At 75.2% G+C, this 26,634-nt stretch carries 22 protein-coding genes; 3 read left to right on the forward strand and 19 right to left on the reverse strand.

The window, feature by feature from the left end:
* Nucleotides 1–107: 107 nt before the first annotated feature.
* Genes GXP71_RS11995 through GXP71_RS12005 form a run of 3 tightly spaced genes read right to left on the reverse strand, consistent with a single transcriptional unit; the run spans nt 108 to nt 2,565 of the window.
* Nucleotides 108–839 carry an ABC transporter permease gene (locus tag GXP71_RS11995; RefSeq protein ID WP_162352827.1) on the reverse strand — a complete coding sequence of 244 codons (732 nt, stop codon included), beginning with the start codon at nt 837–839 and terminating at the stop codon, nt 108–110.
* Nucleotides 836–1,669: an ABC transporter ATP-binding protein gene (locus GXP71_RS12000; protein ID WP_162352828.1), complete on the reverse strand. Its 834-nt coding sequence runs from the start codon at nt 1,667–1,669 to the stop codon at nt 836–838. The genes GXP71_RS11995 and GXP71_RS12000 overlap by 4 nt, the downstream gene beginning before the upstream one ends.
* Nucleotides 1,670–1,710: 41 nt before the next feature.
* On the reverse strand, nt 1,711–2,565 hold the full coding sequence (locus tag GXP71_RS12005; protein ID WP_162352829.1) for a maleylpyruvate isomerase family mycothiol-dependent enzyme: 855 nt from the start codon (nt 2,563–2,565) through the stop codon (nt 1,711–1,713).
* 123 nt (nt 2,566–2,688) lie between these two features.
* On the opposite strand from GXP71_RS12005, the gene GXP71_RS12010 reads away from it, so the two are divergent.
* Nucleotides 2,689–3,093, forward strand: coding sequence for a DoxX family protein (locus tag GXP71_RS12010; RefSeq protein ID WP_162352830.1), 405 nt, complete (start codon nt 2,689–2,691; stop codon nt 3,091–3,093).
* Here GXP71_RS12010 and GXP71_RS12015 read toward each other — a convergent pair.
* The 6 genes from GXP71_RS12015 to GXP71_RS12040 all read right to left on the reverse strand — a co-directional run bounded on the left by GXP71_RS12015 (nt 3,059) and on the right by GXP71_RS12040 (nt 8,398).
* Nucleotides 3,059–3,850 (reverse strand): putative protein N(5)-glutamine methyltransferase, encoded by a 792-nt coding sequence (locus tag GXP71_RS12015; protein WP_202924243.1) that lies wholly within the window; start codon nt 3,848–3,850, stop codon nt 3,059–3,061. The two genes, GXP71_RS12010 and GXP71_RS12015, sit on opposite strands and share 35 nt — an antisense overlap.
* A 135-nt stretch (nt 3,851–3,985) precedes the next feature.
* Nucleotides 3,986–4,633 carry a TetR/AcrR family transcriptional regulator gene (locus GXP71_RS12020; protein ID WP_238402387.1) on the reverse strand — a complete coding sequence of 216 codons (648 nt, stop codon included), beginning with the start codon at nt 4,631–4,633 and terminating at the stop codon, nt 3,986–3,988.
* A 110-nt stretch (nt 4,634–4,743) separates the two neighbouring features.
* The gene (locus GXP71_RS12025) at nt 4,744–5,271 is read right to left on the reverse strand and encodes a GNAT family N-acetyltransferase (protein WP_162352831.1); all 528 of its coding nucleotides are present in this window, start codon (nt 5,269–5,271) and stop codon (nt 4,744–4,746) included.
* 187 nt (nt 5,272–5,458) lie between these two features.
* Nucleotides 5,459–6,694 (reverse strand): hypothetical protein, encoded by a 1,236-nt coding sequence (locus tag GXP71_RS12030; protein WP_162352832.1) that lies wholly within the window; start codon nt 6,692–6,694, stop codon nt 5,459–5,461.
* 79 nt (nt 6,695–6,773) lie between these two features.
* Nucleotides 6,774–7,913 carry a hypothetical protein gene (locus GXP71_RS12035; protein WP_162352833.1) on the reverse strand — a complete coding sequence of 380 codons (1,140 nt, stop codon included), beginning with the start codon at nt 7,911–7,913 and terminating at the stop codon, nt 6,774–6,776.
* Nucleotides 7,914–8,200: 287 nt separating this feature from the next.
* Nucleotides 8,201–8,398, reverse strand: a complete 198-nt coding sequence (locus tag GXP71_RS12040) for a hypothetical protein (RefSeq protein WP_124341316.1) — start codon at nt 8,396–8,398, stop codon at nt 8,201–8,203.
* A 582-nt stretch (nt 8,399–8,980) separates the two neighbouring features.
* Between GXP71_RS12040 and GXP71_RS12045 the strand changes: the two genes are divergently transcribed.
* Both GXP71_RS12045 and GXP71_RS12050 read left to right on the forward strand, forming a co-directional pair.
* Entirely contained in the window at nt 8,981–12,988 is a 4,008-nt protein-coding gene (locus GXP71_RS12045) for an SGNH/GDSL hydrolase family protein (protein ID WP_162352834.1), read from the forward strand.
* Nucleotides 12,989–13,049: 61 nt separating this feature from the next.
* Nucleotides 13,050–13,541 (forward strand): hypothetical protein, encoded by a 492-nt coding sequence (locus GXP71_RS12050; RefSeq protein WP_162352835.1) that lies wholly within the window; start codon nt 13,050–13,052, stop codon nt 13,539–13,541.
* A 61-nt stretch (nt 13,542–13,602) separates the two neighbouring features.
* On the opposite strand, the gene araA is transcribed toward GXP71_RS12050, so the two are convergent.
* From araA to GXP71_RS12100, 10 genes are all read right to left on the reverse strand, one after another.
* Nucleotides 13,603–15,111, reverse strand: coding sequence for an L-arabinose isomerase (araA, locus tag GXP71_RS12055; RefSeq protein ID WP_124341319.1), 1,509 nt, complete (start codon nt 15,109–15,111; stop codon nt 13,603–13,605).
* Nucleotides 15,108–15,875 (reverse strand): L-ribulose-5-phosphate 4-epimerase, encoded by a 768-nt coding sequence (locus GXP71_RS12060; RefSeq protein ID WP_162352836.1) that lies wholly within the window; start codon nt 15,873–15,875, stop codon nt 15,108–15,110. The genes araA and GXP71_RS12060 overlap by 4 nt, the downstream gene beginning before the upstream one ends.
* Before the next feature lie 86 nt (nt 15,876–15,961).
* Nucleotides 15,962–17,557, reverse strand: a complete 1,596-nt coding sequence (locus GXP71_RS12065; protein ID WP_162352837.1) for a xylulokinase — start codon at nt 17,555–17,557, stop codon at nt 15,962–15,964.
* 222 nt (nt 17,558–17,779) lie between these two features.
* Entirely contained in the window at nt 17,780–18,769 is a 990-nt protein-coding gene (locus GXP71_RS12070) for a LacI family DNA-binding transcriptional regulator (protein ID WP_202924396.1), read from the reverse strand.
* 388 nt (nt 18,770–19,157) lie between these two features.
* The gene (proC, locus tag GXP71_RS12075; RefSeq protein WP_162352839.1) at nt 19,158–19,991 is read right to left on the reverse strand and encodes a pyrroline-5-carboxylate reductase; all 834 of its coding nucleotides are present in this window, start codon (nt 19,989–19,991) and stop codon (nt 19,158–19,160) included.
* A 233-nt stretch (nt 19,992–20,224) separates the two neighbouring features.
* Nucleotides 20,225–22,285, reverse strand: coding sequence for an efflux RND transporter periplasmic adaptor subunit (locus GXP71_RS12080; RefSeq protein ID WP_162352840.1), 2,061 nt, complete (start codon nt 22,283–22,285; stop codon nt 20,225–20,227).
* Nucleotides 22,278–23,318, reverse strand: a complete 1,041-nt coding sequence (locus GXP71_RS12085; RefSeq protein WP_162352841.1) for a hypothetical protein — start codon at nt 23,316–23,318, stop codon at nt 22,278–22,280. Before GXP71_RS12085 ends, GXP71_RS12080 begins: the two co-directional genes overlap by 8 nt.
* Nucleotides 23,319–23,410: 92 nt before the next feature.
* Nucleotides 23,411–24,643, reverse strand: coding sequence for an ABC transporter permease (locus GXP71_RS12090; protein WP_162352842.1), 1,233 nt, complete (start codon nt 24,641–24,643; stop codon nt 23,411–23,413).
* Nucleotides 24,640–25,380: an ABC transporter ATP-binding protein gene (locus GXP71_RS12095; RefSeq protein WP_162352843.1), complete on the reverse strand. Its 741-nt coding sequence runs from the start codon at nt 25,378–25,380 to the stop codon at nt 24,640–24,642. Before GXP71_RS12095 ends, GXP71_RS12090 begins: the two co-directional genes overlap by 4 nt.
* Nucleotides 25,373–26,593, reverse strand: coding sequence for an efflux RND transporter periplasmic adaptor subunit (locus tag GXP71_RS12100; RefSeq protein WP_162352844.1), 1,221 nt, complete (start codon nt 26,591–26,593; stop codon nt 25,373–25,375). The genes GXP71_RS12095 and GXP71_RS12100 overlap by 8 nt, the downstream gene beginning before the upstream one ends.
* Nucleotides 26,594–26,634: the final 41 nt, after the last annotated feature.

Consider the following 26,634-nt stretch of genomic DNA (forward strand, 5'->3'; position numbering starts at 1 on the left):
GACTACGTAGTCAAACCATCGGATGACTACGTAGTCAAGAGGCGCGGACCACGGGATTGTGACGATTCAGAAACGGTCGCGCTCCCACGGTCGGCGCCGTGGAGTCGTCAGGGCGTGCGGCGGCGGAGGGTGGACGCGCCCACGACCAGGGCTCCGACGATGAACAGCGCGACGACCCCGACGTCACCGCGGACGTCCGCCCACCCCGACCCCGCCGCGAGCTTCTGCATCGCGTCGAGCGCGTACGTCAGCGGGAACACACGCGAGAGCCACTCGAGCAGCTGCGGCATCTCGTCGCGCGGCATGAGCAGCCCGCACGTGATGATCTGCGGGAAGATCACCGCCGGCATGAGCTGCACCGCCTGGAACTCCGTCCGGGCGAGAGCCGACGCGCCCAGCCCCAGCGCGCAGCCCAGGACCGCGTCCAGCACCGCGACCAGGATCACCAGGCCGATCGGCCCGGCGACGTCCATCCCGCACACTCCCACCGCGAACCCCACCACGACGAGCGCCTGCACCGACGCGAGCACCGCGAACGCGATCGCGTAGCCGACGACGACGTCCGCGCGGCCGATCGGGAGCGTCATGAGCCGCTCGAGCGTGCCCGACGTGCGCTCCCGCAAGGTCGCGACGCTCGTCACCAGGAACATCACCAGCAGCGGGAACAGCCCGACGAGCAGCGGACCGAACTGGTCGAGCACCGGCGTCCCGTCGAACATCCACGCGATCAGGCCGATGAGCAGGCACGGCAGCAGCAGGACCAGCGCGATCGTGCGGTGGTCGTGCCGCAGCTGGGTGAGGACGCGGGTCGCGGTCGCGGCCGTCAGGCGGGGGCTCACGACGCACTCCCGGTGTCCGTACCGGTCGCGCCCGTCGCGCCGGTCGCGTCGGCCCTCCCCGTCCTGCCCGTCGCGCCCGTCGCACCGGGCACACCGGCGGGGCCGGCCGCCGCGTTCGCCGCGTCGACGAGGGCGAGGAACGCGTGCTCCGCGTCGGGCGCTCCCGTCTGCGCGAGCAGCTCGGGCAGGGTCGCGTCCGCGAGGACCCCGCCCTCGCGCATGAGGACCAGCCGGTCGCACCGGACCGCCTCGTCCATCACGTGGCTCGACACGAGCAGGCTCGCGCCCGCGTCGCGGAGCCGGCCGAACAGGTCCCACAGGTCGCGGCGCAGCACGGGGTCGAGGCCGACGGTCGGCTCGTCGAGCACCAGCAGCTCGGGGTGCCCGAGCAGCGCGATCGCGAGGGAGACGCGGGACCGCTCACCGCCGGAGAGCGTGCCGATCGTCTGCTTCGCGCGTGCCGTCAGGTCGACCTCGTCGAGCGCCCGGTCCACCTCGCGCTGGCCGAGCCCGAGGATCGCGGCGGCGTAGCGGAGGTTCTCGGTGACGGTGAGGTCGGAGTACACGCTCGGGGCCTGCGTCACGTAGCCGATGCGCCGCCGCAGCGAGGGAGCGCCGGCGGGCTCGCCGAGGACGAGCACGTCGCCGCCCGCGACCACCTGGGCGCCGACGATCGCGCGCATGAGGGTCGTCTTGCCGCTGCCGCTCGGGCCGAGCAGCCCGACCACCTGCCGCCGCGGGACGGCCAGGTCGAGCGCGTCGATGACGGGCCGACCACCACGGACGACGCGCAGACCGACGACCTCGACCGCCGGGGTGTTATTCCCCATGCGAGGAATTGTGCTCCTCGCAGGTACGGTGGGGCAAGGGCCTACTGGCTCGACTCGACGAGCACCTCGCGGAACCGGTCGACGACGGCTCGCTCCCCCTCGACCGCGAGCGCGTCCAGCGGTCCCCGGCCCCACAGCCAGAGGTCGAGGTCCCACGCGGACCCCGTGAGCGTCGCCGTGCTGCGCGCGTCCTCCGGGGCCACGTCGCGGGCGACCAGCTCACCCGCGTCCAGGTCGTACGTGGTGCCGGTGCGCGGCGACGTCCCCGCGAAACGGCCGAGCGCGACCAGCCACGAGCGGCCGGCGTCGGACGCGACGACGAGCACGCGTCCGTCGTCGGCGGGTGTGAACGTCGCCCACGGCGGGAGGCCGCTCATCATCACGGCGAGCATCTCGTCGACCCCGTCCGCCGCGACCTCGACCTGCGGCGCACCGACCGGGAGCCCCGCGACCTGCTCCGCGTCGACGCGGTGCACGAGCGCCTCGTGCGCCTGCCGACGGAGCGCCCACGCCACGTCGCCCCCGTGCGGCGACCACGACCAGCACCGCTCCGACGGGCCGTGCCCCTCGAACGCGTCGAGCAGCGCCCGGGTCCGTGTGCGCAGGAACGGCACGAGCGCGTCGTCCGGCTCGCGCTCCGGGCCGTCGAAGCCGCCCGGCGGGTCGCCGCCCACGTCCACGACCGCGTCCGGCGCGGCCAGACCGACGACCCTCGACCAGAAGTCCTGCGTCTCGCCCAGGTGGTACGCGAGGTCCGCGGCCGACCAGTCCGGGCACGCGGGGACGCGGGCGTCGGGCGGCGCGGCGGCCAGCGCGTCGGCGGCGCGGGCGGACTCCGCCCGGATCACCTCGGCGAACGGCAGCGTGGCCGGGGACGCGCTCGACGACGTCGTCATGGCGCGACAGTAGCGACCCGCACCGACACCCCGGCCGCCGCAGACGGGACGCGGCGCCCGTCCCCCGAGCCCGGGCGCCGTCCGTGCAGGTGCCGTCGGTGGGCGTTGCTCCTACGGTGAGGCGTGCTCTCCGACCCCGTCCGCCGTCACGGTCCCGCCCTCGCGCTCGCCGCCGTGCTCGGCACCGCAGGGGTCCTCCACCTGCGCCGCCCGGCGATCTTCGCGTCGCTGATCCCCCGCGCGCTCGGCGACCCGCAGCCGTGGGTGCTGGCCAGCGGCGTCGCGGAGCTCGCGTGCGCGGCCGCGCTCGTGCCGCCCGCGACCCGCCGCGCCGGCGGCCTCGCGTCGGCCGCGCTGCTCGTCGGGGTGTTCCCCGGCAACGTCACGATGGCCGTCCGGTCGCACCGCGGCGCCCGGCACTGGTCGCGCCACCCCGTCGTCGCGTGGGGACGGCTCCCGCTCCAGGTGCCCCTCGTCGCGTGGGCGGTCGCCGTCAGTCGTGCAGCGGACCGTCCCACCGGCCGATGACCACCGTCGCTTCGAGGTCGTCGTCGTCGACGACACGGGGGAACAGCCCGGCCGACGACATCGCCGCCGCGGTCGCGGTCGCCTGACGCTCGCTCGTCTCGATCAGCAGGTGGCCGCCCGGACGCAGCCAGCCGGGCGCCGCGGACGCGACCCGTCGCTGCACGTCGAGCCCGTCCGCTCCCCCGTCGAGCGCGACCAGGGCCTCGTGGTCGCGGGCCTCCGGCGGCATGAGGCGCACCTCGTCCGACGGCACGTACGGGGCGTTCGCGGTCAGCACGTCGACCCGACCGCGCAGGTGGTCCGGCAGCGGCGCGTCGAGGTCGCCCAGCAGCGCGACCCCGCCGACCGGGTCGAGGTTGCGGCGCGCGACGGCCACCGCCGCCGCGTCCACGTCGGCCGCGACCAGGACCGCGTCCACCAGGGACGACACCACCGCGAGACCCACGGCACCCGTCCCGCAGCACAGGTCGACCACGACCGCGTCGCGCGCCGGAGCGAGCGCCACCGCCTCGCGCACCAGCAGCTCCGTGCGGCGGCGCGGCACGAACACCGTCGGCGCCACGACCACGCGCAGCCCGCAGAACTCCGCCCAGCCGACGACCTGCTCGAGCGGCTCGCCCGCGACGCGTCGGACCACCATCGCGTCCAGCGCGGCAGGATCGGTCGTGGCGGCGAGCAGGACGCGGGCCTCGTCCTCGGCGAACACGCAGCCGGCGGCGCGCAGCCGCGCGGCCAAGGTCGGGATGTCGGGCAGCACGTGCGGAACCTACGCCCGCGGGCCGGTGGCGTGCGACGCCGATGTCGCGCGCCGCGGCGCCGAGCGTCGCCGCGCACCGGTCGCGGTCACCCGCGGCACGAGCCGCTTCCGTCGGTGCCCCCCGCGGCAGACGCCTCACGCCCGGGCGTCCGGCAGAGGGTCGACGAGGTACCGCTGGAGCGTCGGACCCACGAGGGCGGCGAGACGGTCCGCGGCGAGCGACGCCACCGGTTCCACCCCGAGCACGTGGCGCGTCACGAGCACGCCGACGACGTGCGACGCGACGAGCGAGACCCGCAGCGCCTGGTCGGGCCCGGGCAGGACCCGCGCGACCTGCGAGAACACCTCCCGGCCGACGTAGCCCATGACGAGGTGCGGCGGGACCTCCTCCGAGCCGATCGCCGAGAACACGGCGCGGAACGTGGCCCCGTCATCGGAGTCCCACACGCTCAGCACCGTCCGCAGCAGCCGCTCACCGAGCCCGTCGACGCCGTCCGCGACGAGCCCTGCGGCCGTCCGGCCCGGGTCGACGCCCTGCGGGATCACCCCCGCCGCGAACAGGGATGCCTTGTCGCCGAAGTAGTGCCGGACCAGGCCCGGGTCCACGCCCGCACGGCGCGCGACCGAGCGGACGCTCGCCGCGTCGAACCCCCGCTCGGCGAACTCCGCGCGCGCCGCCGCGACGATCGCCCCGCGCGTGTCCTCCCCGGCGGGACGACGCCCGCGCGGGCGCGGCGACGCGACGGGCACGTCGTCGGGCTCGACGTCAGGGGCGGGCTGCACGAGCCCAGCGTAGGAGCGTCGTGACACGGCGGGCTCGACCGTCGGCGAGTTCCGACGCGACGTCCGCCGGCCGCATCGGGCCTCGCGGCCCTGTCGTGCGCGGGACCGGGCTAGCCGCGCTGAGCGGCGGGAGAGGTCGCGGTCGCGGTCGCGGTCGCCACGAGGGCGTCGCCGGTGAGGCGGTAGCCCGTCCAGTCGTCCATCGGGAACGCGCCGAGCGAGCGGTAGAACGCGATCGACGGCGCGTTCCAGTCGAGCACCGCCCAGTCGACCCGGGCGTACCCGCGCTCGACCGCGATCGCGGCGAGGTTGCGCAGCAGCGCCTGCCCGTAGCCGTGGCCGCGCTGGTCGGCGCGGACGTACAGGTCCTCGAGGTAGATGCCGTGACGGCCGGTCCACGTCGAGAAGCTGAGGAACCAGACGGAGATCCCGACGACCTCGGCGTCCCGCTCGACGACGTGGGCGAACACCGCCGGGTGGTCGCCGAACAGCGCGGTGGTCAGGTCGGCCTCGGTCGTCTCGACGGCGTCCGGCTCGCGCTCGTACTCCGCGAGCTCGCGGATGCAGGCGAGGATGCCGGGCTCGTCACCGGGCCGGGCGGGGCGCAGGACGGCGCCGCCCGAGAGCGTCGTGGTCACGGGCCGTGACGTTACCCGCGCGTCGGCCCCGACCGGTCGGAGGTCCACGGCGGACGCCCATGGGTCGGCCCGCGCAGTGCGGCAGCGCTCGGCCCACGCGTCGCGGCGGCGGGCGGCTGCCGCGTCGGCGCGGGTCGGGGCGCGCCCGTGGGGCGACCGTCGTCCGGCCGCCCCACAGGACTCGCGCTCACCGCGTCGGCGGCGCCTGGCGCTGCGTCGGCACGTGGTCGAGCAGCTGACGACGACCGTGGTCGCGGGTCGACGTCGCGGCCCGACGGAGCGTCAGGCCGACGCCGACCAGCGCGACCACCGCGAGACCGCCCCACCACGGCGAAGCTCCCGTCGCGGCGAGTGCCGACGGCAGCCCGGCAGCCGCGAGCGTCGCCCCGGAGCCCGCCGTGATCGCGGTCGCCGCACCCGTCGCCCCCGTCTCCGCGGACGCCGGCACGGAGCCCGACGCTCGGCCACCCGCCACGACCGGCAGCGTCCCCACCGCGCTGCCGTCCGTGCCCACGGTGCCGCCGCCGGACACCGATCCGTTCGAGCCCGTCGAGCTCGTCGAGCCCGTCGAGCCCGGCACCGTGCCGGGGGTCGTCCCGGCCACGGTCCCGACGGTCGCGTCACCACCGATGCCGGCGGCGACGCCCGCGACGTCGACCGGCAGCGTCACCGGCACGGACACGAGCCCGTCGCCGGACGTCGAGCCCGCCGACCCCGTGCTCGCCGACACGCCGTCGACGGCGGCGTCACCCAGGCCACCGAGCGCGACACCGGACACGGTGATCGGCGCGGTGACGGGAAGGGCGACGGCGGTCTCGTCGGTGCCCTGCGCGTCCGGACGGCTGCCGCCCGTCGACCCTGCGGTCGACGCGGACGAGCCGACCGTGGCGTCACCGAGGACGCCCATGGCCACGCCGGCGACGTCCACCGGCGCGGTGACGGGTGCGGAGACCAGGCCCGCGTCGCCCGGGGTGGGCGGGACTGCCGCCCTGGACGGCGCCGCGGACGCGTGATCCGTCACGGTGGCGTCCCCCAGGACGCCGACCGCGACAGACCGGACGGACACCGGCGCGACCACCGGTACCTCGACGAGCGCGGCGGGCGCGGCAGGCGCCGGTGCCGGGCTGGTGACGGGCGCGGGCGGCGGGTCCGCGGCGGGCGCGGCGGCCACGGACGTCGCGTCCCCGCCGACCGCGACGGCGACTCCGGAGACGTCGACCGGCACGGTGACCGGTGCGTGGACGAGCGTGCCCGTGTCGGGTGCGAGCCCGAGGGGACCGCCCGCGCCGCCCACCTGGAGGTCGACGGACACGGTGGCGGGTGAGGCGGGTGGCTCCGTGGCGTGGGCCAGGCCGGCCCCGGCGACGACGATGCCGCCGCTCACGAGCGCTGTCTGCAGCGCTCGACGGACGAACGTGTGCATGGTGGTGCTCCTCCGTGCTGGATCGGGTGGCCCGTGCGGGCCGTGGACGCGTGCCGCGGCGTGCGCGGCCGGTCCCCCGTCAGGCGGGAGAGCTCGGGACCTCGTCGAGGGGCGGCGTGGCGGCCACGGCGAGCGTGCCGCCGAGGACGCAGCGCCCGGAGCCCGGCTGGTGCGCCGCGGCCACGAGCACCGCGGGCGTGTCACCACCGCGCGCGCCGGACGTGCTGCTGGGCGTCGTCGGGGTGCTGCCCGGTACGTCGGACGGGCCGCGGCCGGCGGGGTCGGACGGCACCGGCGCGCCGGAGGAGGGTGCGGTCGTCGTCGAGACGGTCGACGGACCCGCCGGCACGTCGCCGGCGGAACGCACCGGCACCGCGTGGCGCGCCGCAACGGTCACCGGGCGGGTGGGCTGGGACATCACGAGCGGCTCGGGCGCGGTGGCCGTCGACGCCGGCTGCCCGACCCCGGTGGCCGCGTCGGTGGGCACGACCCCCGGGAGCGCCGCGTCGACGACCGGCCGGAGACGGTCGGCGACGGGATCGAGGATGTCGAGGCCGTCGGTGGCGGGCGCGAGCGCCTCGTCCAGCGGTGCGACGACGTCGGTGAGCGGCCGGAGCGCGGAGGCGAGCGGTCCGACCAGCGGCACCGCCCCGTCGAGGACCGGCGTGACCGCGTCGACGACAGGGCGCAGCGGTGCGACGGCCGCGTCGAGAGCCTCGACCGTCGGTGCGAGGGCGTCGGCGACGGGTGCGGCGACGGACGCCGCAGGGGCCGTGACCTGGGCGCTCACGGGCGCCGCCGGTGCGACGACCGCCGCGAGGCCGGGCTGGACGGCGGGCGCGACGACCTGCTCCACGACCGGCTGCGCGACGGGCGTGACGACCCGCTCGACGAGGGGGTGGGCGACGGGCGTGACGACGTGCTCGGCCACGGCCTGCGCGACGGGTGCGACCGCGCTCTCCACGACGGGCTCGACGACCGGGACCACGACGTCGTCGACCACCGCGGGGAGAACCCCCGCGAGCGCGGTCGGCGTCGCGCCCGCGGCTGCGCCCGCGCTCGCGCGGAGGTCGGTCGGTACCGGCTCGGCGGCGTCGGCGCGCGGCGCGGACAGCACGCTCTGCACCAGGACGAGGAGTGCGAGGCCGACGAGCGCGAGGAGGCCGCGCAGGAGCCACGTGGCTCCTGTGGCCGTCGCACCGCTGCGAGTCGTCGACATCGTCGTCACTCCCCCTGAGCAACTTCTCCGTGCGACCGACCGTACGAAGGCCGGTTGCGCCCGGCAACCGCAGGGCGGTCGGGCACGGGGCACGGGAGCGCGCGCGTGGACGTCGCCGCGGTCGTGGCGTCACCGCAGGTCGGCACGGGCCCGACGGCCGCCGGTCCTCGACGAGACACACCGCGGCGGAGCCGGACGCGTCATCCGTTCGGATCAGCGGGTCGTCCGGCATCGCGTGCGGGACGGTGCGGGGAACTCCCGAGCGGCCCCGCCGCCGTCCCTTCAGCTCAGACCGCGCACTCGCAGACGAGGTTGTACTCGACGACCTCGTCACCCTCGTCCGGCCGCGCCCACGCCTCGGCGTCGGCGCGCGAGGCGAACTTCCGGCCGGCGAGGCGGCCGTTGGCGAGGAGGACGCTGAACTCGATGAGGGTGCGCGGGTCGTCCAGGTCGACCGTCGTCGTCGTGCCGGTTGCCTCGCTCATCGTCCGCCCTTCCTCGTGGCCGTCGCGGACCAGGTCGCGGCGACTCGTCCTGGACAACTCCCGCCTCGGTCCTCGCATTCCGTCATGGCACGTGCGAGGGAGGTGGACCGTCACGGCATTCTGGTCCCGCCTCGGCAATGCTCCCGCGGGGCGTCGACCGAAACGACACGTGCCTGCCACGACGTGCGTGTCCGACGACCAGGACGAGCGGCGTCCCTGCACCTCGGAGCACCAGGCGGAGGTCCGGCCGAGCCCGCGAAGAACGGCGCGGCGGGCGATCGGCGGCGACGTCTCTCCGACGTTCTCACGCGTGCCCGGTCTCGTGGCCGACAGGTTCGGCCGGGACCCAGAAGCACCCTCGACCCGTCGAGAGTCATAGCGTCCGACGCCTTTCGACCGGGTGAGAGAACGCACGTCTCCCCACGTCAGATCGTGCGGTTTGGGGAAAACCCGCTCGAAGAAGGACCCGCTGTGCTATGACGGGGCTCGTCGGTCACACGACCATTGACGCAGCGTCCTCGTATCCACCAGGGTGTCGCCCGCGACGGCCGCACGCGCTGCTCGCCGACTCAGGGGGCTCGCATGCGCAACGGTCGTCCGGCACGCACTCTCACCGTCCTCGTCGCGCTCGGTGCGCTGACGGTGACCGGCGCCCAGGCGGCGCCACCGGAGCCCGAGGCGCCGCCGAGCGACGCCCCTGCCGCGACGTCGGCCGGCCGGTCGACCCTCCCGCCGGGCACCGACGAGGTCGTCGAGGCTCCCGCCGTGGAGGACCTGACGACCGAGATCCCCGTCGACGAGCGCGACGCGACGCTCGGTGGCGACTGGGAGACCTCGACCGACCAGGCGTGGACGCTGTCCGGCGACCCGTCCGGCCTCCACGTCCTCCTCGCCGACGCCTCGGACGGCTACGCCTGGCGGACGGTGGCCACGCTGGCCCAGGCCGGCGTCGAGACGGACCGCTGGATCGGGAACGCGTGTCTCACCGAGTCCGGCGACCGCCTCGTGGTCGCCTACGCCCCCCGCTCGTTCACGAACGAACCGGAGCTCTTCCTCCAGGGGGCCTGGACGGCGGTCGTCGACCTGACGAGCGGCACGGTCACCGACCTGCCCGTGCGCGGCAGCCTCGAGTACTTCACACCGTCCTGCGGGCACGAGGAGGACGCCGTGCTCACGGTGTCGGGCGGCGAGGAGCTCGATGCGACACGGCTGGTCAGCGTCGACGCCGCGACCGCGACGGTCGAGGCACCGGTGGAGGTGGCAGGCCAGGTCACGTCCGCGATCGCGACCGACGCCGGCCTCGTCGCCGCGGTCGGTACCCAGGTCGCACGGATCGACGGCGCCGGGCGCGTCACCCCCCTGACCAGTGCCGGATCCGCGCCGTACGAGATCACCTCGGACTCGGGTGGCGGCGTGGTCTTCCTCGAGCACGACGGCACCACGGCGACCGTCCGGCGGCTCGACGCGACCCGCCTCACCCGGCCCCGGCCGGAGAGGCCGGCAACCGTCCTGGCGACCGGCCCGTTGACCGACGTCGGCGTCACCCGGACCGCGCGCGGTGACGTCCTGCTCACCGGGAAGGCGCGCGCCGCTCGCTCGCTGCCCTCCTCGGTCAAGGTCGCGCCCGTCGCGAAGGACGCGGAGGTGAGCGCCGACGGGCGGGTCGTCGTGGAGGTGACGTCGGACCGCGCGCCGGCCGCCTCCCTCGAGGGCACCGTCGACGCCACCGCGCCCCTGACCACCGTCCAGACGCGCGTGACCGGTCTGGCGAGCGGTCGGACGGCCGTCGTCGACGCGCTGGTCGAGAGCGCCGCGCCGGCGACCGACGCCGAGACCGGCACCGGGCCGGCCGACCGTCGGGACACGTCGTCGTCGGCGTCCCGGAGCGCCGGACGCGCCGCCGTCGACGTCGGCACCGTGGCCGTGACGGCGACGAGCCCCTCGGCCGCCCACGATCCCGTCGACGACGACCGCGGCTGCTCGGTCCCCCGCAACTCCGTGCACAACCAGGCCGTGCAGCCCAAGCCTCGACAGGTCGAGTGGGCCGTGAACCAGGCGGTCAAGGGCGCGCTCACCGTGCAGCGGCCCGCCAACTGGAAGAACCTCGCGATGCCGGCGTACACGCCGCAGGGGATGTTCCCGTCCATCCCTCTCGAGGGCGGCGGCGAGGTCCCCTCGCAGATCATGCTCGGCATCCTCGCCCAGGAGTCCAACCTCTGGCAGGCCAACGGCTACGTGGTCCCGGGCGTCACCGGCAGCCCGCTGATCGGCAACTACTACGGGGTCGACCGCTCGGGCGACCCGTGGGACCCGAACTTCATCAAGGCCGACTGCGGCTACGGCGTCGCGCAGGTGACCGACGGCATGAGGCGCGCCGACACCGGGATGCCGGGCGGACGCACGCTGAACCAGCAGCGCGCCATCGCGCTGGACTTCGCGGCCAACGTCGCCGCGGGCATGCGGATCCTCCAGGAGAAGTGGAACCAGACGCGACGCGCGGGTCTGACCATCAACGACGGCAGCTCGGCACGCATCGAGAACTGGTTCTTCGCCGTCTGGGCGTACAACTCGGGCTTCTACCCCGAGGCCGACAAGTTCACCGACGGGCGCAACGGCGCCTGGGGCGTCGGGTGGGCGAACAACCCCGCCAACCCCAGCTACAAGCCCAACCGCGGCTTCTTCCACGAGCGACCCGCGGACGCGACACGGCCCCAGGAGTGGCCCTACCCCGAGAAGGTCATCGGGTTCGCCGCGTACCCTCCCGCCCTGCTCGAGTCGCCCGAGACGTACGTCGCCGCGTACCGCGCAGCGTGGTGGCCGGGCGAGGGCAACGCGGCCGACCGGAACCGGACGGACGCCAAGCCGCCGACCTTGACGTTCTGCATCAACCGGACCGGCTGCGACCCGGAGCTCGGTTTCAACACCGACGCGAACGGGATCGCCTGGGGGCCGTGCTGGCACAAGAACGCCAGCGGCGCGTACGACGGCCGCTGCTGGTACAACGGCAACGCGACCTGGAAGGTCGACTGCCAGAACACGTGCGGGCGTTCGTTCATCCGGTTCCCGCTCGGCTACGCCTACCAGGAGGACGGCACCGCCTACGCCCCGGCCTGCACGGACGTCGGGCTGCCGGCCGGCGCTCTCGTGATCGACGACGTCCCGAAGACCGACCCGGTCGTCCGGCCGGGGTGCGCGCGGCAGAGCGCGGACGCGGGGACCTTCACGCTGACGTTCAGCACCGGATCGGATCCCGACGAGTACCCGTCGAAGATGGACCTGCACCAGCTGGGTGCGGGGTACGGCGGCCACTTCTGGTTCGGGCACACGCGCCAGCGGGACCTCCGCGGCGGCGAGATGGAGTTCTCGGGGACGTGGCAGCTCGGCTCCGAGCTGCACCAGTGGGCACGCGTGCTCGTGCACATCCCGGACCACGGTGCTCACACACGGCAGGCGACCTACGTGATCGACCCCGGTGCCGGGCCTCGCGTCGCGCGGACGATCCTCCAGCGCACGATGCGCAACGGCTGGGTGTCGCTCGGCGTCTTCGAGATCTCCGGCAAGCCGAGCGTGACCCTGTCCACCGTCACCGACGACGGCGACTACCAGGTCGAGAACGGGCAGACGCTGCCCGCGAAGAACGAGGACATCGCGTTCGACGCCGTCGCGTTCGCACCGCTCCCGGCAAAGCCCCGTGACATCGTCGTCGCGCTCGGTGACTCGTTCTCCTCGGGCGAGGGCAGCGAGATCTACGACGCCGAGACCGACTTCGCACCCACCAACGGCAGGCTCCGCGACGGGTGCCACCGCTCACCCGTCACGTGGTCGCGCCTCGCGACGTTGCCGGGCTCGACGGCACAGGTCGCGCGCCGCGACCTCGACTGGGACCCGACGCTGGACTACCACCTGCTCGCCTGCTCGGGTGCCTTCGCGAGCCACGTCCTGCGCAACCAGAACCCGACGGGGCTGCACGGCGAGCTGCGTCAGCTGGAGCGGAACTTCCTCGACGACAGCACGACGCTCGTCACGCTGTCGATCGGCGGCAACGACGCGCTCTTCATGGACACGTTCCTCACCTGCTTCCAGCCCGGTGAGTGCCACCTGCGCCGCGAGTCGGAGACTGCACCGACGCTCGACACCGTGACGAGGACCAGGATCCAGGACGAGGTCGGCCCCCGGGTGGAGACCGTGCTGCACGAGATCCACGACGCCGCACCCAACGCGCGCATCCTCCTGATGGGGTACCCACCGCTCCTGAACGGGCGATGCGGCACGCTGGAGACGTTGCTCAGCCCGGACGAGGCGGCATGGCTGGACGGCCTCGCCCCGGTTCTCGCGGCCCGCATGGCGCAGGCGACGGCACAGGTCAACGCGACCGAAGGCACGGACTTCGTCACCTTCGTGGATCCGGAGCCCTACTTCAGGGGGACCGGGGTGTGCGGCAGCCCGTCGTTCATCAATCCGCCCATGGTGCGGACGTCGGTACCGTCCGAGCTGATCTTCAGCGCGAGCCAGAGCCTGCACCCGAACCTCGACGGGTACGGCGCGTACGCCCGCGCGATGACCGACGCCCTGGCGGCGCTGCCGAGGTGAGCGCCGGGCCGGCGGCACGCCGGGGCACCGGATCCGCGACCGGACGAGTGAGGGAGGCCCTGTGGAGCAGGTGAGACGACGGCCGGCGGCTGTGATCGTGCTCGTCCTCGTCGTCCTCGGGCTCGGAGTCGGCGCGGCGGTGCTGGCCGCACGCGTCGCCCTGTCGCCCGTCGATCGGGTCACCCTCGAGGATCAGGCGGCGGCGGCGGCGCAGCAGAACGCGGTCGAGCGCCGCGACGAGTGGCGCGAGGCGCTCGCGGAGGGCCGGCACGACTCGGACCAGGCGTTCGAGTCGGCCGCCGAGGCGTTCGTCGATCGCGAGCGGGGGGACGTCGTCATCGAGTCGGGGGACGGCCGGCTGACCTGGCGGACGTACGTGCTCGGGGACGCGCACAACGACGCGGGCGGTTTCCTCGCGCGGTCACGCTCGGCCGTGCTGTGCTTCGACGCGACCGCCGACCGGGACGTCGAGGGTCTCGTCGTCCTCGCGGACGCCGAGTGCCCGCCGGACGTCGAGGCGCTCGGCGACGTCGACGTCGACCTGGCCCCCTGAACGACGGCGAGGGTCGGCGCGTGGTGCGGAACCACGGGCCGACCCTCGCCGGGCAGCAGGGTCAGAGGCCCTGGGCGAGCCGCCAGTAGGCCTGGTTCCAGCGGACCTGCTCGCGGAAGCCACGGCGGGTCGTGGACTCGTCGATGACGAGCAGCTCGGTGCGGGCGATCTCGGCGAAGTCCTCGAACACCTCGATGCCGACGGCCGTGGACAGCACGGTGTGGTGCGCGCCGCCCGCGGTGAGCCACGCCTCGGCGGAGGTGCGGAAGTCGGGGCGGGGCTGCCAGACGGCGCGGGCCACCGGCAGGTTCGGGAGCGCGGCGGTCGGCGGCACGATGTCGACGACGTTCGCGGTGAGGCGGAACCGGTCGCGCATGTCGGCGAGCGAGACGACGACGCCGACGCCCGGGTCGGTGTCGAACACCAGGCGGACGGGGTCCTCCTTGCCGCCGATGCCGAGCGGGTGGATCTCGAGCGTCGGCTTCGACGTAGTGAGCGTCGGGCAGATCTCGAGCATGTGGGCGCCGAGGATGCGCTCGTCGCCGGGCGTGAGGTCGTAGGTGTAGTCCTCCATGAGGGAGGCGCCACCGGGCAGGCCCTGCCCCATGACCTTGGCCGCGCGGACGAGCACGGCGGTCTTCCAGTCGCCCTCGGCGCCGAAGCCGTAGCCGTCGGCCATGAGGCGCTGGACCGCGAGGCCGGGCAGCTGGCGCAGCGCGCCGAGGTCCTCGAAGTTCGTCGTGAACGCCTTCGCGCCGACGGACTCGAGGAACGTGCGCAGCGCGATCTCCTGGCGCGCGCCGTAGCGCAGCGACTCGTGCTGGTCGCCGCCACGACGCAGCGACGGGACGACGTCGTACAGGTCCTCGTACTCGGCGACGAGCGCGTCGACCGCGGCGTCGTCGACGGCCTCGACCGCGGCGACCAGGTCGTTCACGCCCCACGTGTTGACGGAGACGCCGAACCGCAGCTCGGCCTCGGTCTTGTCGCCCTCGGTGACGGCGACGTTGCGCATGTTGTCGCCGAAGCGGACGAGGCGGAGCTCGTGCGTCGCGGCCCAGCCGGCGGCGGCACGCACCCACGTGCCGATCGACGCGCGGACGGCGGGGTTCGACGCGTGCCCGACGACGGTCTTGCGCGCGGTGCCGAGGCGCGTCGCCATGTACCCGAACTCACGGTCGCCGTGGGCGGCCTGGTTGAGGTTCATGAAGTCCATGTCGATGGTGTCCCACGGCAGCTCCACGTCGGCCTGCGTGTGCAGGTGCAGGAGCGGCTTGCGCAGCGCGTCGAGGCCGGCGATCCACATCTTCGCCGGGGAGAACGTGTGCATCCAGACGACGACGCCGAGCACGTTGTCGTCGGCGTTCGCGTCGAGCGCTGCGCGGCGGATCGCGGCCGAGTCCTTGAGGACGGGCTTCCAGACGACCGTCGCCGGGACCTCGTCGGAGTCCTGCAGCAGGCGCGCGACCTCCTGCGACTGCTCCGCGACCTGGCGCAGCGTCTCCTCGCCGTACAGGTCCTGGCTGCCGGTGAGGAACCAGATCTCGCGGTCGGCGTACGGCTTGGTCATCGGGCGTTCTCCTGCTCGGTGTCGGTGGTGGTGCCGGCGGCGGGGGCGGCGGTGCCCTGGCCGTAGACGTTCTGGTAGCGGTCGTACAGCGAGTCGACGTGCTCCTGCGCGATGGGCAGCGGCTCGCCGAGCTGGCGGGAGATGTGCACGGTGCGCGCGACCTCCTCGACCATGACCGCGGCCTTGACGGCGGCCTTCGCGTCGCGGCCGATGGTGAAGGGCCCGTGGTTGCGCATGAGGACCGCGGGGCTGCGGGACTCGCGCAGGGTCTCGACGATGCCGCGGCCGATGGAGTCGTCGCCGATGAGCGCGAACGGCCCGATCGGGATGTCGCCGCCGAACTCGTCGGCCATCATCGTGAGCACGCACGGCACGGGCTCGGCGCGCGCGGCCCACGCCGTCGCGTACGTGGAGTGCGTGTGCACGACGCCGCCGACCTCGCTCATGTGCGTGTAGACGTACGCGTGCGCCGCGGTGTCGGACGACGGGGCGCGCGTGCCGTCGACGAGGTTCCCGTCGAGGTCGCAGACGACCATCGACTCGGGCGTGAGCTCGTCGTACGTCACGCCCGACGGCTTGATGACGAACAGGTCCCGCGCGCCCGAGCCTGCCGGGTCGACGACGACGCGCTGCGAGACGTTGCCCGCGGTCCAGACGACCAGCCCCCAGCGCGGCAGCTCGGCGTGCAGGCGCGCGACGACCTCGCGCGTGGTGGCGACGGCGGCGCGCACGTCGTCGGGGTAGGCGTCCAGGGGTGTCGTCATGCGGGTCTCGCTCCGTGTCTCGTCGTCGTGCGTCGTGCAGGTGGCGTCGGTGCGCCGGGCGGTGCGGGCGGGTGCGGGCGGCAGCGTCAGACGGCGCTCGCCGCCGCCTGCGCGATCACCAGGCCGGCCGTGTAGCGCTCGAGGTAGGCGGTGAACCCGCGCACGTCGTCGGCGTCGGGCTCGACGACGTCGACCTTCGCGTCGGCGAAGATCCGCGTGCTCAGGTACGCGCCGAGGTCGAGCTCGTCGGACACGTCGAGGTACGACGCGAGCACCGCGATGCCCCACGCCCCACCCTCGCTCGCGGTGTCCCCGACCGCGACCGGCGCGTCGACCGCCGCGGCGAGCAGCCGCTGCGCGACGCCCGCGGTGCGGAACAGGCCGCCGTGCGCGAACAGCGCGTCGACCTCGACGCCCTCCTCGGCCAGCAGCCGCATGCCGAGGCTGAGCGTGCCGAACGCGCCGTAGACCTGCGTGCGCGCGACGTTGGCGAGCGTGAGGCGGCTGTCGGGCGTGCGGACGACGAGCGGACGGCCCTCCGCGAGACCCGCGATCGGCTCGCCGGACAGGAAGTTGTACGCGAGCAGGCCGCCGCCGTCGGCGTCGCCGTCGAGCGCCGCGCGCAGGAACGTGCCGAAGACCGCGTCGGCGTCGGTGTCGTGGCCGGACGCGGCCGCGAACTGGCGGAACACCTCCGCCCACGCGCCGAGCTCGCTGGCGCCGTTGTTGCAGTGCACCATCGCGACGAGGTCGCCCGCGGGCGTCGTCACGAGGTCGATCTCGGTGTGCACGCGCTCGAGCGCCTTCTCCAGCACGATCATCGCGAAGATGCTGGTCCCGACGCTGACGTTGCCGGTGCGCGGCGCGACCGCGTTGGTCGCGACCATGCCGGTGCCGGCGTCGCCCTCGGGCGGGCACAGGGCCGTGCCGGCCCGCAGCGTGCCGGACGGGTCGAGCAGCGCGGCCCCCTCGTCGGTGAGCCGGCCCGCCTCCTGACCGGCGACCAGGACCTCGGGGAGGACGTCGGCGAGCCGCAGTCCCGGCTGCCGCTCGGCGACGAGGTCGTCGAACTGCGCGAGCATGCGCGCGTCGTAGTCGCGCGTCGCGGGGTCGATCGGGAAGACGCCCGACGCGTCGCCGACACCGAGGACCTTGCTGCCGGTCAGCTTCCAGTGCACGTAGCCGGCGAGCGTCGTGACGAACGCGACCTGCGGGACGTGCGGCTCCTCGTCGAGCACGGCCTGGTAGAGGTGCGCGATCGACCAGCGCAGCGGGATGTTGTGCCCGAACAGGCCCGTGAGCTCGGTGGCCGCGGCCTCCGTCGACGTGTTGCGCCACGTGCGGAACGGCACGAGCAGCTCGCCGTCGGCGTCGAACGCGAGGTAGCCGTGCATCATCGCGGAGACTCCGAGCGCGCGCAGCGCCGTGGGCCGCACGCCGTGCTGCTCCTCGGCGTCCGCGAGCAGCGCGGCGACGGACTCCTGCAGCCCCGTCCAGACGGCGTCGAGCGAGTACGTCCACACACGGTCGACGAACTGGTTCTCCCACGCGTGGCTGCCGGTGGCCAGGACCGTGCCGTCGGCGGCGACGAGGCACGCCTTGATGCGCGTGGAACCGAGCTCGATGCCGAGGGTCGTCTCGCCTGCGCTGATCGCGTCTCGTGCCTGGGCGGTGTCGACCATCGTCGCGGCTCCTTCGTCGCTGGTGGCGGGTGCCGGCCACGTGCCGGGCACCCCTCGCTCGTGCACCGTCAGATCGCGGTGCGTGAGCCAATGTTAGCGCTCACATCGGGTGGACGGTCCAGCCCGGAGGTCCCACGCCGCGCTCGGCGCGCGGTGTCCTGCGCGGTCCGACGCACGGCGTCGTGCGCGGTCCGACGGCGCTGCCGAGGCGCGCGCGTCCCGTCACGCACGGGCACCGCTGCTCACCCGCACCACGAGCTCCGCCGGGATCAGCCGGTGGCCCGGGTCGCCGCCCGACATCGCCGTCTCGAGCGTGTCGATCGCCAGCAGCCCGAGCGCCGAGAAGTCCTGCCGGACCGTCGTCAGCGGCGGGACGTAGTGCGCCGAGCCGACCTCGTCGTCGAAGCCCACCAGCGCCACGTCGTCCGGGACACGGACCCCGGCCTCCCAGAACGCGTGCAGCAGGCCGAGCGCGAGCTGGTCGTTCGCCGCGAACACCGCGTCGGGCAGCCCCTCACGCACGAGGCGGCGTCCCACGTCGTACCCGTCGGACGCACCCCAGCCGACGACCACCGGCTCGTCGACCGGCACGCCCGCGGCCGCGCACTCCGCACGCCAGCCGACCAGCCGGTCCTGCGCGTCGAACCAGTCCTGCGGACCCGCCACGTGCAGCACGCGCGACCGACCCGCCTCGAGCAGGTGCGCCGTCGCGAGCCGCGCACCCTGCTGCTGGTCGACACCCACGGCGTGCAGGTGCGGCTCCGACGGCACGTCCGCCGCCGACGACACCACGACCACCGGCACCGGGGAGTCGAGCGCCGCGAGCACGTCGACCGCCTGCACCGTCGGCGCGATGATCGCCACACCGTCCACGCCCTGCCCCAGGAAGTGCTCGAACGCCCGGTGCATCGCGTCACCGTCGAACTGCCGCAGCGTGGCGACCGACACGAACCAGCCCGCGACGCGCGCCGCCTCCTCGACCCCGACCAGCGTGCTCGTCGGCCCGTAGAGCGCGGTCGCGGGCGTCACGACCCCGACCGTGCCCGTCCGCCGCGTGACCAGCGCCCGGGCCGCGCTGTTGCGGCGGTAGCCGAGCTCCGCGATCGCCGCGAGCACGCGGTCACGCGTCTCCGGGCGCACCGACGGGTGGTCGTTGAGGACGCGCGACACCGTCTGGTGCGACACGCCCGCGCGCGCCGCGACGTCGCTCATCGCCGGTGGGCGGCCCGTCGTCCCGTTGCGCGCAGCGGCCGGGCGCCCCGTCGCCCCGTCCGTCCCGATCTCGGCCACGCCGCCTCGACTTCCCGTGCTCGTCCGGGGTCCGTCCCCGTCCGCCGTCCGCCGCCTCGCGACGTCCGTCCCGCCAGTCCTACCGCCTCACCGGCTCCCGGGAGGCCCGATCGCGCCGACCCGTGCCGTCGCGCCCGTGTTTCGATAGCCCACGAGCGCCTCGCTCGCCCCCGCGCGCCGTCGAGAGGCTGGTCCCGTGCCGCGCGGCCGACGCGGCGCCCGGCCGAGCGGTGGTCGCGTCACCGACTCGTTTCGACGCTCCTGACGCCCGTGCGCACGCCCCCGTCGACCGCGCGCGGGACGGCGCGCGTCAGCCCGCGTACTGCGCGCCGAGCTCCCGCGACCGCTCCGCAGCCGCCCGCGCCGCCGCGACGACACCCGCCCGGACGCCGTGCGCGTCGAGCTCCGCGACCGCCGCGACCGTCGTCCCACCCGGCGACGACACGCGCTCACGCAGCACCACCGGGTGGTCCCCCGACTGCGCCGCGAGCGCCGCCGCACCCTCGACCGTCGCGACCGCGAGGCGCGTCGCCAGGTCGCGCGTGAGCCCGAGCAGCACCCCCGCCTCGGCCATCGCGTCGACCAGGTAGAACGCGTACGCCGGGCCCGAGCCCGAGATCGCGGTCACCGCGTCGAGGTCCTTCTCCGCGACGCGCACGACCAGGCCGGTCGCGGCGAGCAGCTTCTCGACCAGCACCAGGTGCCCCTCGGTCGCGTGGGCGCCACCCGCGATCGCGCTCGCCCCCTTGCCGACGACCGCCGGGGTGTTCGGCATGACGCGGACCACCGGCGTGCCGGCCGGCAGTCGCTGCTCGTAGAACGCGATCGGCAGACCCGCCGCGACCGACACCACGAGCGCCCCGCCCCGCAGCGCCGACGCGATCTCGTCCAGCACGGACCCGACGACGTTCGGCTTCACCGCGACCAGCACGACGTCCGCGCGCGCCGCCGCGTCCGCGTTCGACGCCCCGGTCCGGACCGCGTACCGGCCGGCGAGCTCGTCCGCGCGGGCTGCCGCATGCTCCGTCACCTCGACCTGCTCGGGCGTCCAGCCTGCGGTGAGCAGCGCGCCGAGGAGCGCCTCCCCCATCACGCCGCCGCCCAGGACCGCCACCTGCGGGGTGCCGCCCGCTGTGTCCGTCATCGTCGTCCTCCCTCACGCGCCCGGTCGGGCGACGTCGCGAGCCTACCGACGCGCGCGGCGCACCCTCGTCGCCGCCCGACCGCGCGGTGCCGCCGCGAGCTCGTGACGTCGCGGCGAGGTCGTGAGGTGCGACTCACGACCTCGCCAGGACGTCACGACCTGGACGGGGTGGTGGCGGCGGAGCGACGAGCTCGGCGGCGACGTGGGCGGCGGGCTGTGCGTGGAGGGGGCTGTCAGCCGGCGGTGCGGGTCGACGGGGGGCCGCCCTCGAGGTCGACGGGCGGGCCGCCCTGGATGACGACCGGGCCGCGCTGGTCGTCGCCGAGGCCCGACAGGCCGGTCGACGTGCTGCCCGACGCACCCTCGACGGGCTGGTCGAGGTCGGCGAGGACGACCTCGTCACCCTCCGACAGGCCGGACACGATCTCGGTGCGCTCCGCGCCGACAGCGCCGACCACGACGTCGACCGTGCTCGGCGAGTCGCCGTCGAGGACCTGCACCGTCGTCGCGCCGTCCGCCGTGCGGACCGCGGAGGTCGGGACGGTCAGCACGTCGTCGACGCCCGCGACCTGCACGACGACCTGCGCCGACGCGCCGTCGAACAGGCGCTCCTGCGTCGCGTCGAGCGCGATCTCGACCGTGTAGGACGGCTCCGACGTCGACGACACGTCCAGGACCCCGATGCTGCTCACGGTCCCCGGGAGGCTCACGTCGGTGCTCGGCGTCGTCACCGTGGCGGCCTGGCCGACGGCGACGAGGTCGACGTCCGCGAGGCCGACCGTCGTCGTCACCGTGTGGCCGTCGCCGCCGAGGACCGTCACGACCGCCGTCGACGACGACGCGCCGACCGGGTCGCCCGGCGCGAGGGAGACCGCCGCGACCGTGCCCGCGATCGGGCTGGTCAGCGTGCCGAACGGCAGCGCCGCCCGCGCCAGGGCGACCTCCGCCTCGGCGGCCGCGACCGCCGCCTGGTCGGCGAGGATCGTCGCCGCCGAGGCGACGCCGCCGCCGGTCGTGTCGGAGCCGTCGGGGCGGGTGTCCGAGGTGGCCGAAGGGGCGGTGCCCGTCGCCCCCGTCGCGCCCGTCGTCCCCGTCGTCCCTGTCGCGCCCGTCGTGGCCGTCGTGCCGGTCGTGCCGGTCGTGCCGTCGACCGGGCCGCCCGTGGTCGGGCCCGCGCCCGTCGGCTCGCCCGTCGCGCCCTCCGCCGCGAGCGCCTGCGTCACGGCCTCCCGCAGCCGGCCGACGGCCTCGTCGAGCGTCGTCGCGAGCGCCGTCAGCGCCTGCTGGGCGGCGTCGGTCGCCTCCTGCGCGTCGAGCGTCCCGGAGATCGCGTCCTCGCAGTCGGCGAGCGCGTCCGCGACGGCGGGGTCCGCGCCGTCCGCGCCGTCCGCGCCGTCCTCGTCGTCGGCGGTGACGTCCGTCGTCGAACCCGGCGCGACCTGCTCGCCGGTCGCGTCGCCGGTGGGGTCGGTCGACGGCCCGGACGGCGTCGACGGCGTGGGCTGCGGCTCCCCGTCGTCCGCGACGAGCTCGAGGAACGCGGCGCACGCCGTCCGTGCCGCCTCGACGCTCCCGCTGCTCGCGGCGAGCGCGTCGTGCGCGGCGGCGGCCTGCGCGAGCAGGTCCTCCTGCGCGGCGCGCACCGCGGCGACGGCGGCCTGCACCGCCGCGTCGGCGGAGCCGTCCGAGCCGCCGGGGCCGGTCGCGGGCGAGTCGTCCGCCGGGTCCTCCGACGGGGAGGGCGTGGTCGTCGCCGTGGGTCCGGTCGAGCCGGACGGGGTGTCGGCCGCGTCGGGCTCGTCGGTCGAGGCGGACGACGTCTGCGACGCCAGGTCCGTGTCGAGCTGGTCCTGCGCGTCGGCGAGCGCCGCCTCGGCGTCGTCGACCGCGTCCTGCAGCGAGGCCGCGTCGAGCGTGGCGAGCGTCTCGCCGGCGGTGACCTGCTCCCCGACGGCGACGTCGACCGTCGCGACGGTGCCCGCGACGGAGAACGACGCGTCGCGCCGGGTGGCCGAGGCGACGGAGCCGACCGCGTCGACGGACTGCTCGACGGACGCGGTCCCGGCCGTCGCGGTGCGGTACCGCCCGCTGCCGTCGCCGCCCAGCGCGAGGGCCACTCCCCCGCCGACGCCGCAGAGCACGACGGCCCCGGCGGTGGCGAGCGCGACGGTGCGGCGCCGGGCGCGACGACGGGCCGACCGTGCGGTCGACGGGTGCGGCGCGGCGTCGGCACGGGGCACGGCGTCGGCACCGGGGACGGTGGCGTCGCCGGCCGGCCGGGTGGCGTCACGCATCGGTGCCCTCCTCGTCCTGGGCGACCCCGCCCGGCATGCCGCCGGGGCCGCCGCGCATCACCATGCCGCCGAGGGCCGACGTGCAGCCGTCGTCGGTGGGGTCGCTGACCTGCACGGACGTCGCCGCGACCTTGCCGCTGTCGTCGGCCTCGCCCCGGACCGCGGCGCAGCGACCGACCGTGAGCGCCGACGCGTCGGCGTCCACGGTGCGGATGTACGTCGTGGCGTCGGAGACGACGACCTGCCGGTCGACGGGCTCGTCGGACGAGCCGTCGTCGTCGGACTCCCCCGGCCCAGACGTGACGGACACGGTCAGCGTCGTGCCCGAGACGCCCGTGACCTGCCCGCTCACGACGCCGCCGAAGGCCCGCGTCATCGGGGCACCCGAGGGCAGGTCGGTCGGCGCACCGTCGGGGCGCTCGTCGTCGTCGCCCCACGGGGCTCCGGACGGGAGTTCGGTCGGCAGGTCCGTGGGCGCGCCGCCGGGCAGGCCACCGCCACCACCCCCGGGTCCCCCGAACCCGCCGACGCCCGTGCACGTGCCGTCGTCGGCGGCCGCGGTGATCGTGACCGTCGTGGCGTCCAGCGGCGTGTCCGACGTGTCGTCCGAGGCCGTGGTGTCACCGGTCGGGGTCGCGACCGCGACGACGCACGACCCGACGGCCACGTCGGCGAGCGTGCCGGCGACGGTCTGCGTGAAGGTGGTCGTGTCGGACCAGGTCACGGCCGTCTGCTCGTCCGTGGCCCGCACCTGCACGAGAGCGGTGTCGACGGAGACGATCTCGCCGACCACGCGGCCCGGCTCGTCGACGCGCTGCGTCTGCGGCCCGGCGCCTCCACCGTCCGCCGGCGCGCTCGCGGTCGGGTCGGCGCCCGCGTCACCGGCCGCACCGGAGCAGGCGGCGAGGAGGAGGACGAGCCCGACGGCCGGCAGCGCGAACGCGGTCCGGCGACGGGCGGTCGCGGGGTGGTCGGGACGCGCGACCCGGCCGGGTGCGGGACGGTCGCAGTGGTCGAGCACGGTGCGGGTCATGGCGAGGGCTCCTTCGGCGGCGCGGACGGCGGTTCGGACGGCGTGCCGGGTCGTGGGTGTGACGGCGGGTGGGCGGGGGCGGCCGGGCACGGTCACTCCGCGCGCAGCGCGTCGATGGGGGCGAGCCGCGCGGCGCGCGTCGCGGGGTAGACGCCGAACACGAGCCCGATGGCGAGCGCGACGACGATCGACCCGGCGACGGCGGCGCCGGACACGACGACGGACGCGTCGAGCAGCCCGGGCAGGACGCGCGCACCGACGATGCCGAGCACGGCACCGAGCACGCCGCCGCCGAGCCCGAGGACCCCGGCCTCGACGAGGAACTGCCGCCGGATCGCCCACGGCGGCGCCCCGAGGGCCTTGCGGAGGCCGATCTCACGGGTCCGTTCGGTGACGGACACGAGCATGATGTTCATGACGCCGATACCGCCGACCAGCAGCGAGAGCGCGGCGATGCCGGTGAGCAGGACGGTGAGCGTCCGGTAGACCGCGGTCGCGGTCGAGACGAGCGCGTCCTGGCTGTCGATCGTGAAGTCGGCGGAGTCCGCGTCGCTGATCCCGTGCAGCGCGAGCAGCGTCTGCTGCGCCTCCTGGTAGGCGGCCCCGAGCGCGTCGGACGACTCCGCCTGCAGGTAGATCGTCGAGACGGCGTTGCGGTCCGTGCCGCCGAACAGGGTGTCGGCCGCGGTCGACATCGGCACGACCGCGACGTCGTCGAGGTCGCTGTCCCCGCTCGCCCCGGCGGCCGCCAGGACCCCCACGACCTGCAGGTCCGTCCCGTCCACGGTCACGGTCTGCCCGACGACGCGTGTCGTGCCGAACAGCTCGGTCGCGGTCTCGGGGCCGAGCACGACGACGGCGGCGCCGGACTCCTCGTCGTCGGCGGTGAAGAACGCGCCCGACGCGACCTCGCGGCCGCGCACGTCCAGCCACGACGTCGTCGTGCCGACGACCTGCGTGGTCCAGTTGGTGTCGCCGGCCTCGACCGACGCGCCGGACGACTTCTCGGCGGCGACGCCCGCGACGTCCGGTGCGTTCACGTCGGACGAGAGCGCCTCGGCGTCGGCCCGGGTCAGGGTCGTGCCGGTGCCGAACCCGCCGCGCATGCCCGAGGAGTCGGTCGACGACCCGGGCCGGACGATGAGCAGGTTGCTGCCGAGCGCGCTGATCTGGTCGGACACGTCCTTCTGGGTGCCGAGCCCGAGCCCGACGGTGAGGATGACGGCGGCGATCCCGATGAGGATGCCGAGCACCGTGAGGGTCGACCGCATGACGTGCGTGCGGATCGCGGACCAGCCGGTGCGCAGGGTCTCGGTCCAGGTCACCGCGCACCCCCGGCGTCGGTGCGGACCAGCCCGTCGAGGACGCGCACGACCCGTCCGGCGCGCTGCGCGACCTCCTCCTCGTGCGTGATGAGGACGATCGTGCGGCCCTGCGCGTGCAGCGCGTCGAACAGCGCGAGCACGTCACGCGTCGAGGCGGAGTCCAGGTTGCCCGTGGGCTCGTCGGCGAGCAGCAGGTCAGGCTCTCCGACGAGGGCCCGGGCGACGGCGACGCGCTGCTGCTGGCCGCCGGACAGCTCGCCCGGGCGGTTGTCGAGCCGGTCGCCGAGCCCCACCCGTCGCATCGCCGCGACGGCACGGTCACGCCGCACGGCCGCCGCGACCTGCCCGTAGACGAGCGGCAGCTCGACGTTGCGCCAGGCGGACAGCGACGGCAGGAGGTGGAACTGCTGGAACACGAACCCGATGCGCCGGTTGCGGATGTCCGCGAGGTCGACCTCGTCGAGGTCACCCACGTCCTCCCCGGCGAGCCGGTACGTGCCCGCGGTCGCGACGTCGAGGCAGCCGAGGATGTGCATGAGGGTCGACTTCCCGGACCCGGACGGCCCCATGATCGCGACGAACTCGCCCGCGTCGATGCGCAGGTCGACGCCCCGCAGCGCCTCGAACTCGACCGTGCCGGTGCGGTACGTCTTGCGGACGCCCGTGAGCTCGATGACCGGCGCCGGCGTGTCCGCACCCGCGGTCCTGGGCGCCGTCAGCGTCCTGGGCTCAGCCATTGCCGCCGCCCTGCATCGGTCCGCCCTGGAACGTGCCGCCGCCGGGTGCGACGCCGCCCGGGCCACCCTGGAAGACCATGTCGCCCTCGCCGGGCACCGGGAACGACTGCTGACCGCCGCCGTCCTGCGTCGCGCGGGGCGTGAACACCGCGAGGACCACGGAGTCGCCCTCGGTCAGGCCGTCGGTGATCTCGGTGAGGTCGTCGGCGGTCTCGCCGGTCGTCACGGGGGTCTCGACCTGCGTCCCGTCGGCCTCGACCTTGGTCACGACGGTCTGCCCGTCGACGGTCGACACCGCCATGCTCGGGACCGTCAGGACGTCGGTGCGACGCTCGTAGACGACGCTGACGTCCGCGGAGACGCCGTCGTGCAGCCCTTCCTGGTCGCCCGTGACGGCGATCGTCACCGGGTAGGACGGGACGCCGTCCTCGCTCGTCGACAGCAGCCCCACGGACGCGACCGTGCCGAACACCGTGCCGTCGGCGCCGTCGACGGTGAGCTCGGCCTGGTCGCCGACCTCGACGAGCGCGACGTCCGCGTCGGAGACCCCGACCTCGACCTGCCACGCGTCGGTGCCGACGATGGTGAACTGCGCGGTCGACGTGGTGTCGCCGCCCTGCGGGCTCGTCGCACCGGAGTCGCCGCTCCCGGTGACCGCGTCCCCGACCTCGAGGTCCACCGCGGTGAGCAGGCCGGCGACCGGCGCGACGAGCGTCGCGTCCGCGAGCGCCGCCTGGGCGTCGTCGACCTGCGCCCGCGCGACCTCGACCTGCGCCTGCGCGGACGCGATCTGCGCGTCGGAGGTCGACGTGCCGTCGTCGGCGTCCTGCGCGTCGTCGAGCCGGGCCTGCGCGGTCGCGAGCGTGGCCTTCGCGGCGAGCAGGTCGGCGTCGAGGCGCAGCGTGTCGACGGTCGCGAGCGTCTGCCCCGCGGTGACCGTCTGGCCCTGCGTGACGGCGACCGAGGTGACGGTCCCGCTGACCGCGAAGGACACGTCCTCCTGCACGGCCGGCGTCAGGGTGCCGGTCCCGTCGACGGTCTTCTCCATCGTCGTGAGGCTCGCGGTGACGGTGCGGGTCACGGGTTCCTCGGCGGCGGCGCTGCTCGGGTCGCGGAGCGTGAACCACCAGGTGCCGGTGGCGAGCGCTGCGACCGCGAGCGCGACGACGAGCCCCCGGACCCACCGACGGGTCCTCCTCCAGGCGCTCAGCATGCGGGTGTCCTTCGTGTGTCGGGGTGGGCGCTGGCGACGCT

The sequence above is a fragment of the Cellulomonas sp. H30R-01 genome, from assembly GCF_010119915.1.
GTDB lineage: Bacteria > Actinomycetota > Actinomycetes > Actinomycetales > Cellulomonadaceae > Cellulomonas > Cellulomonas algicola.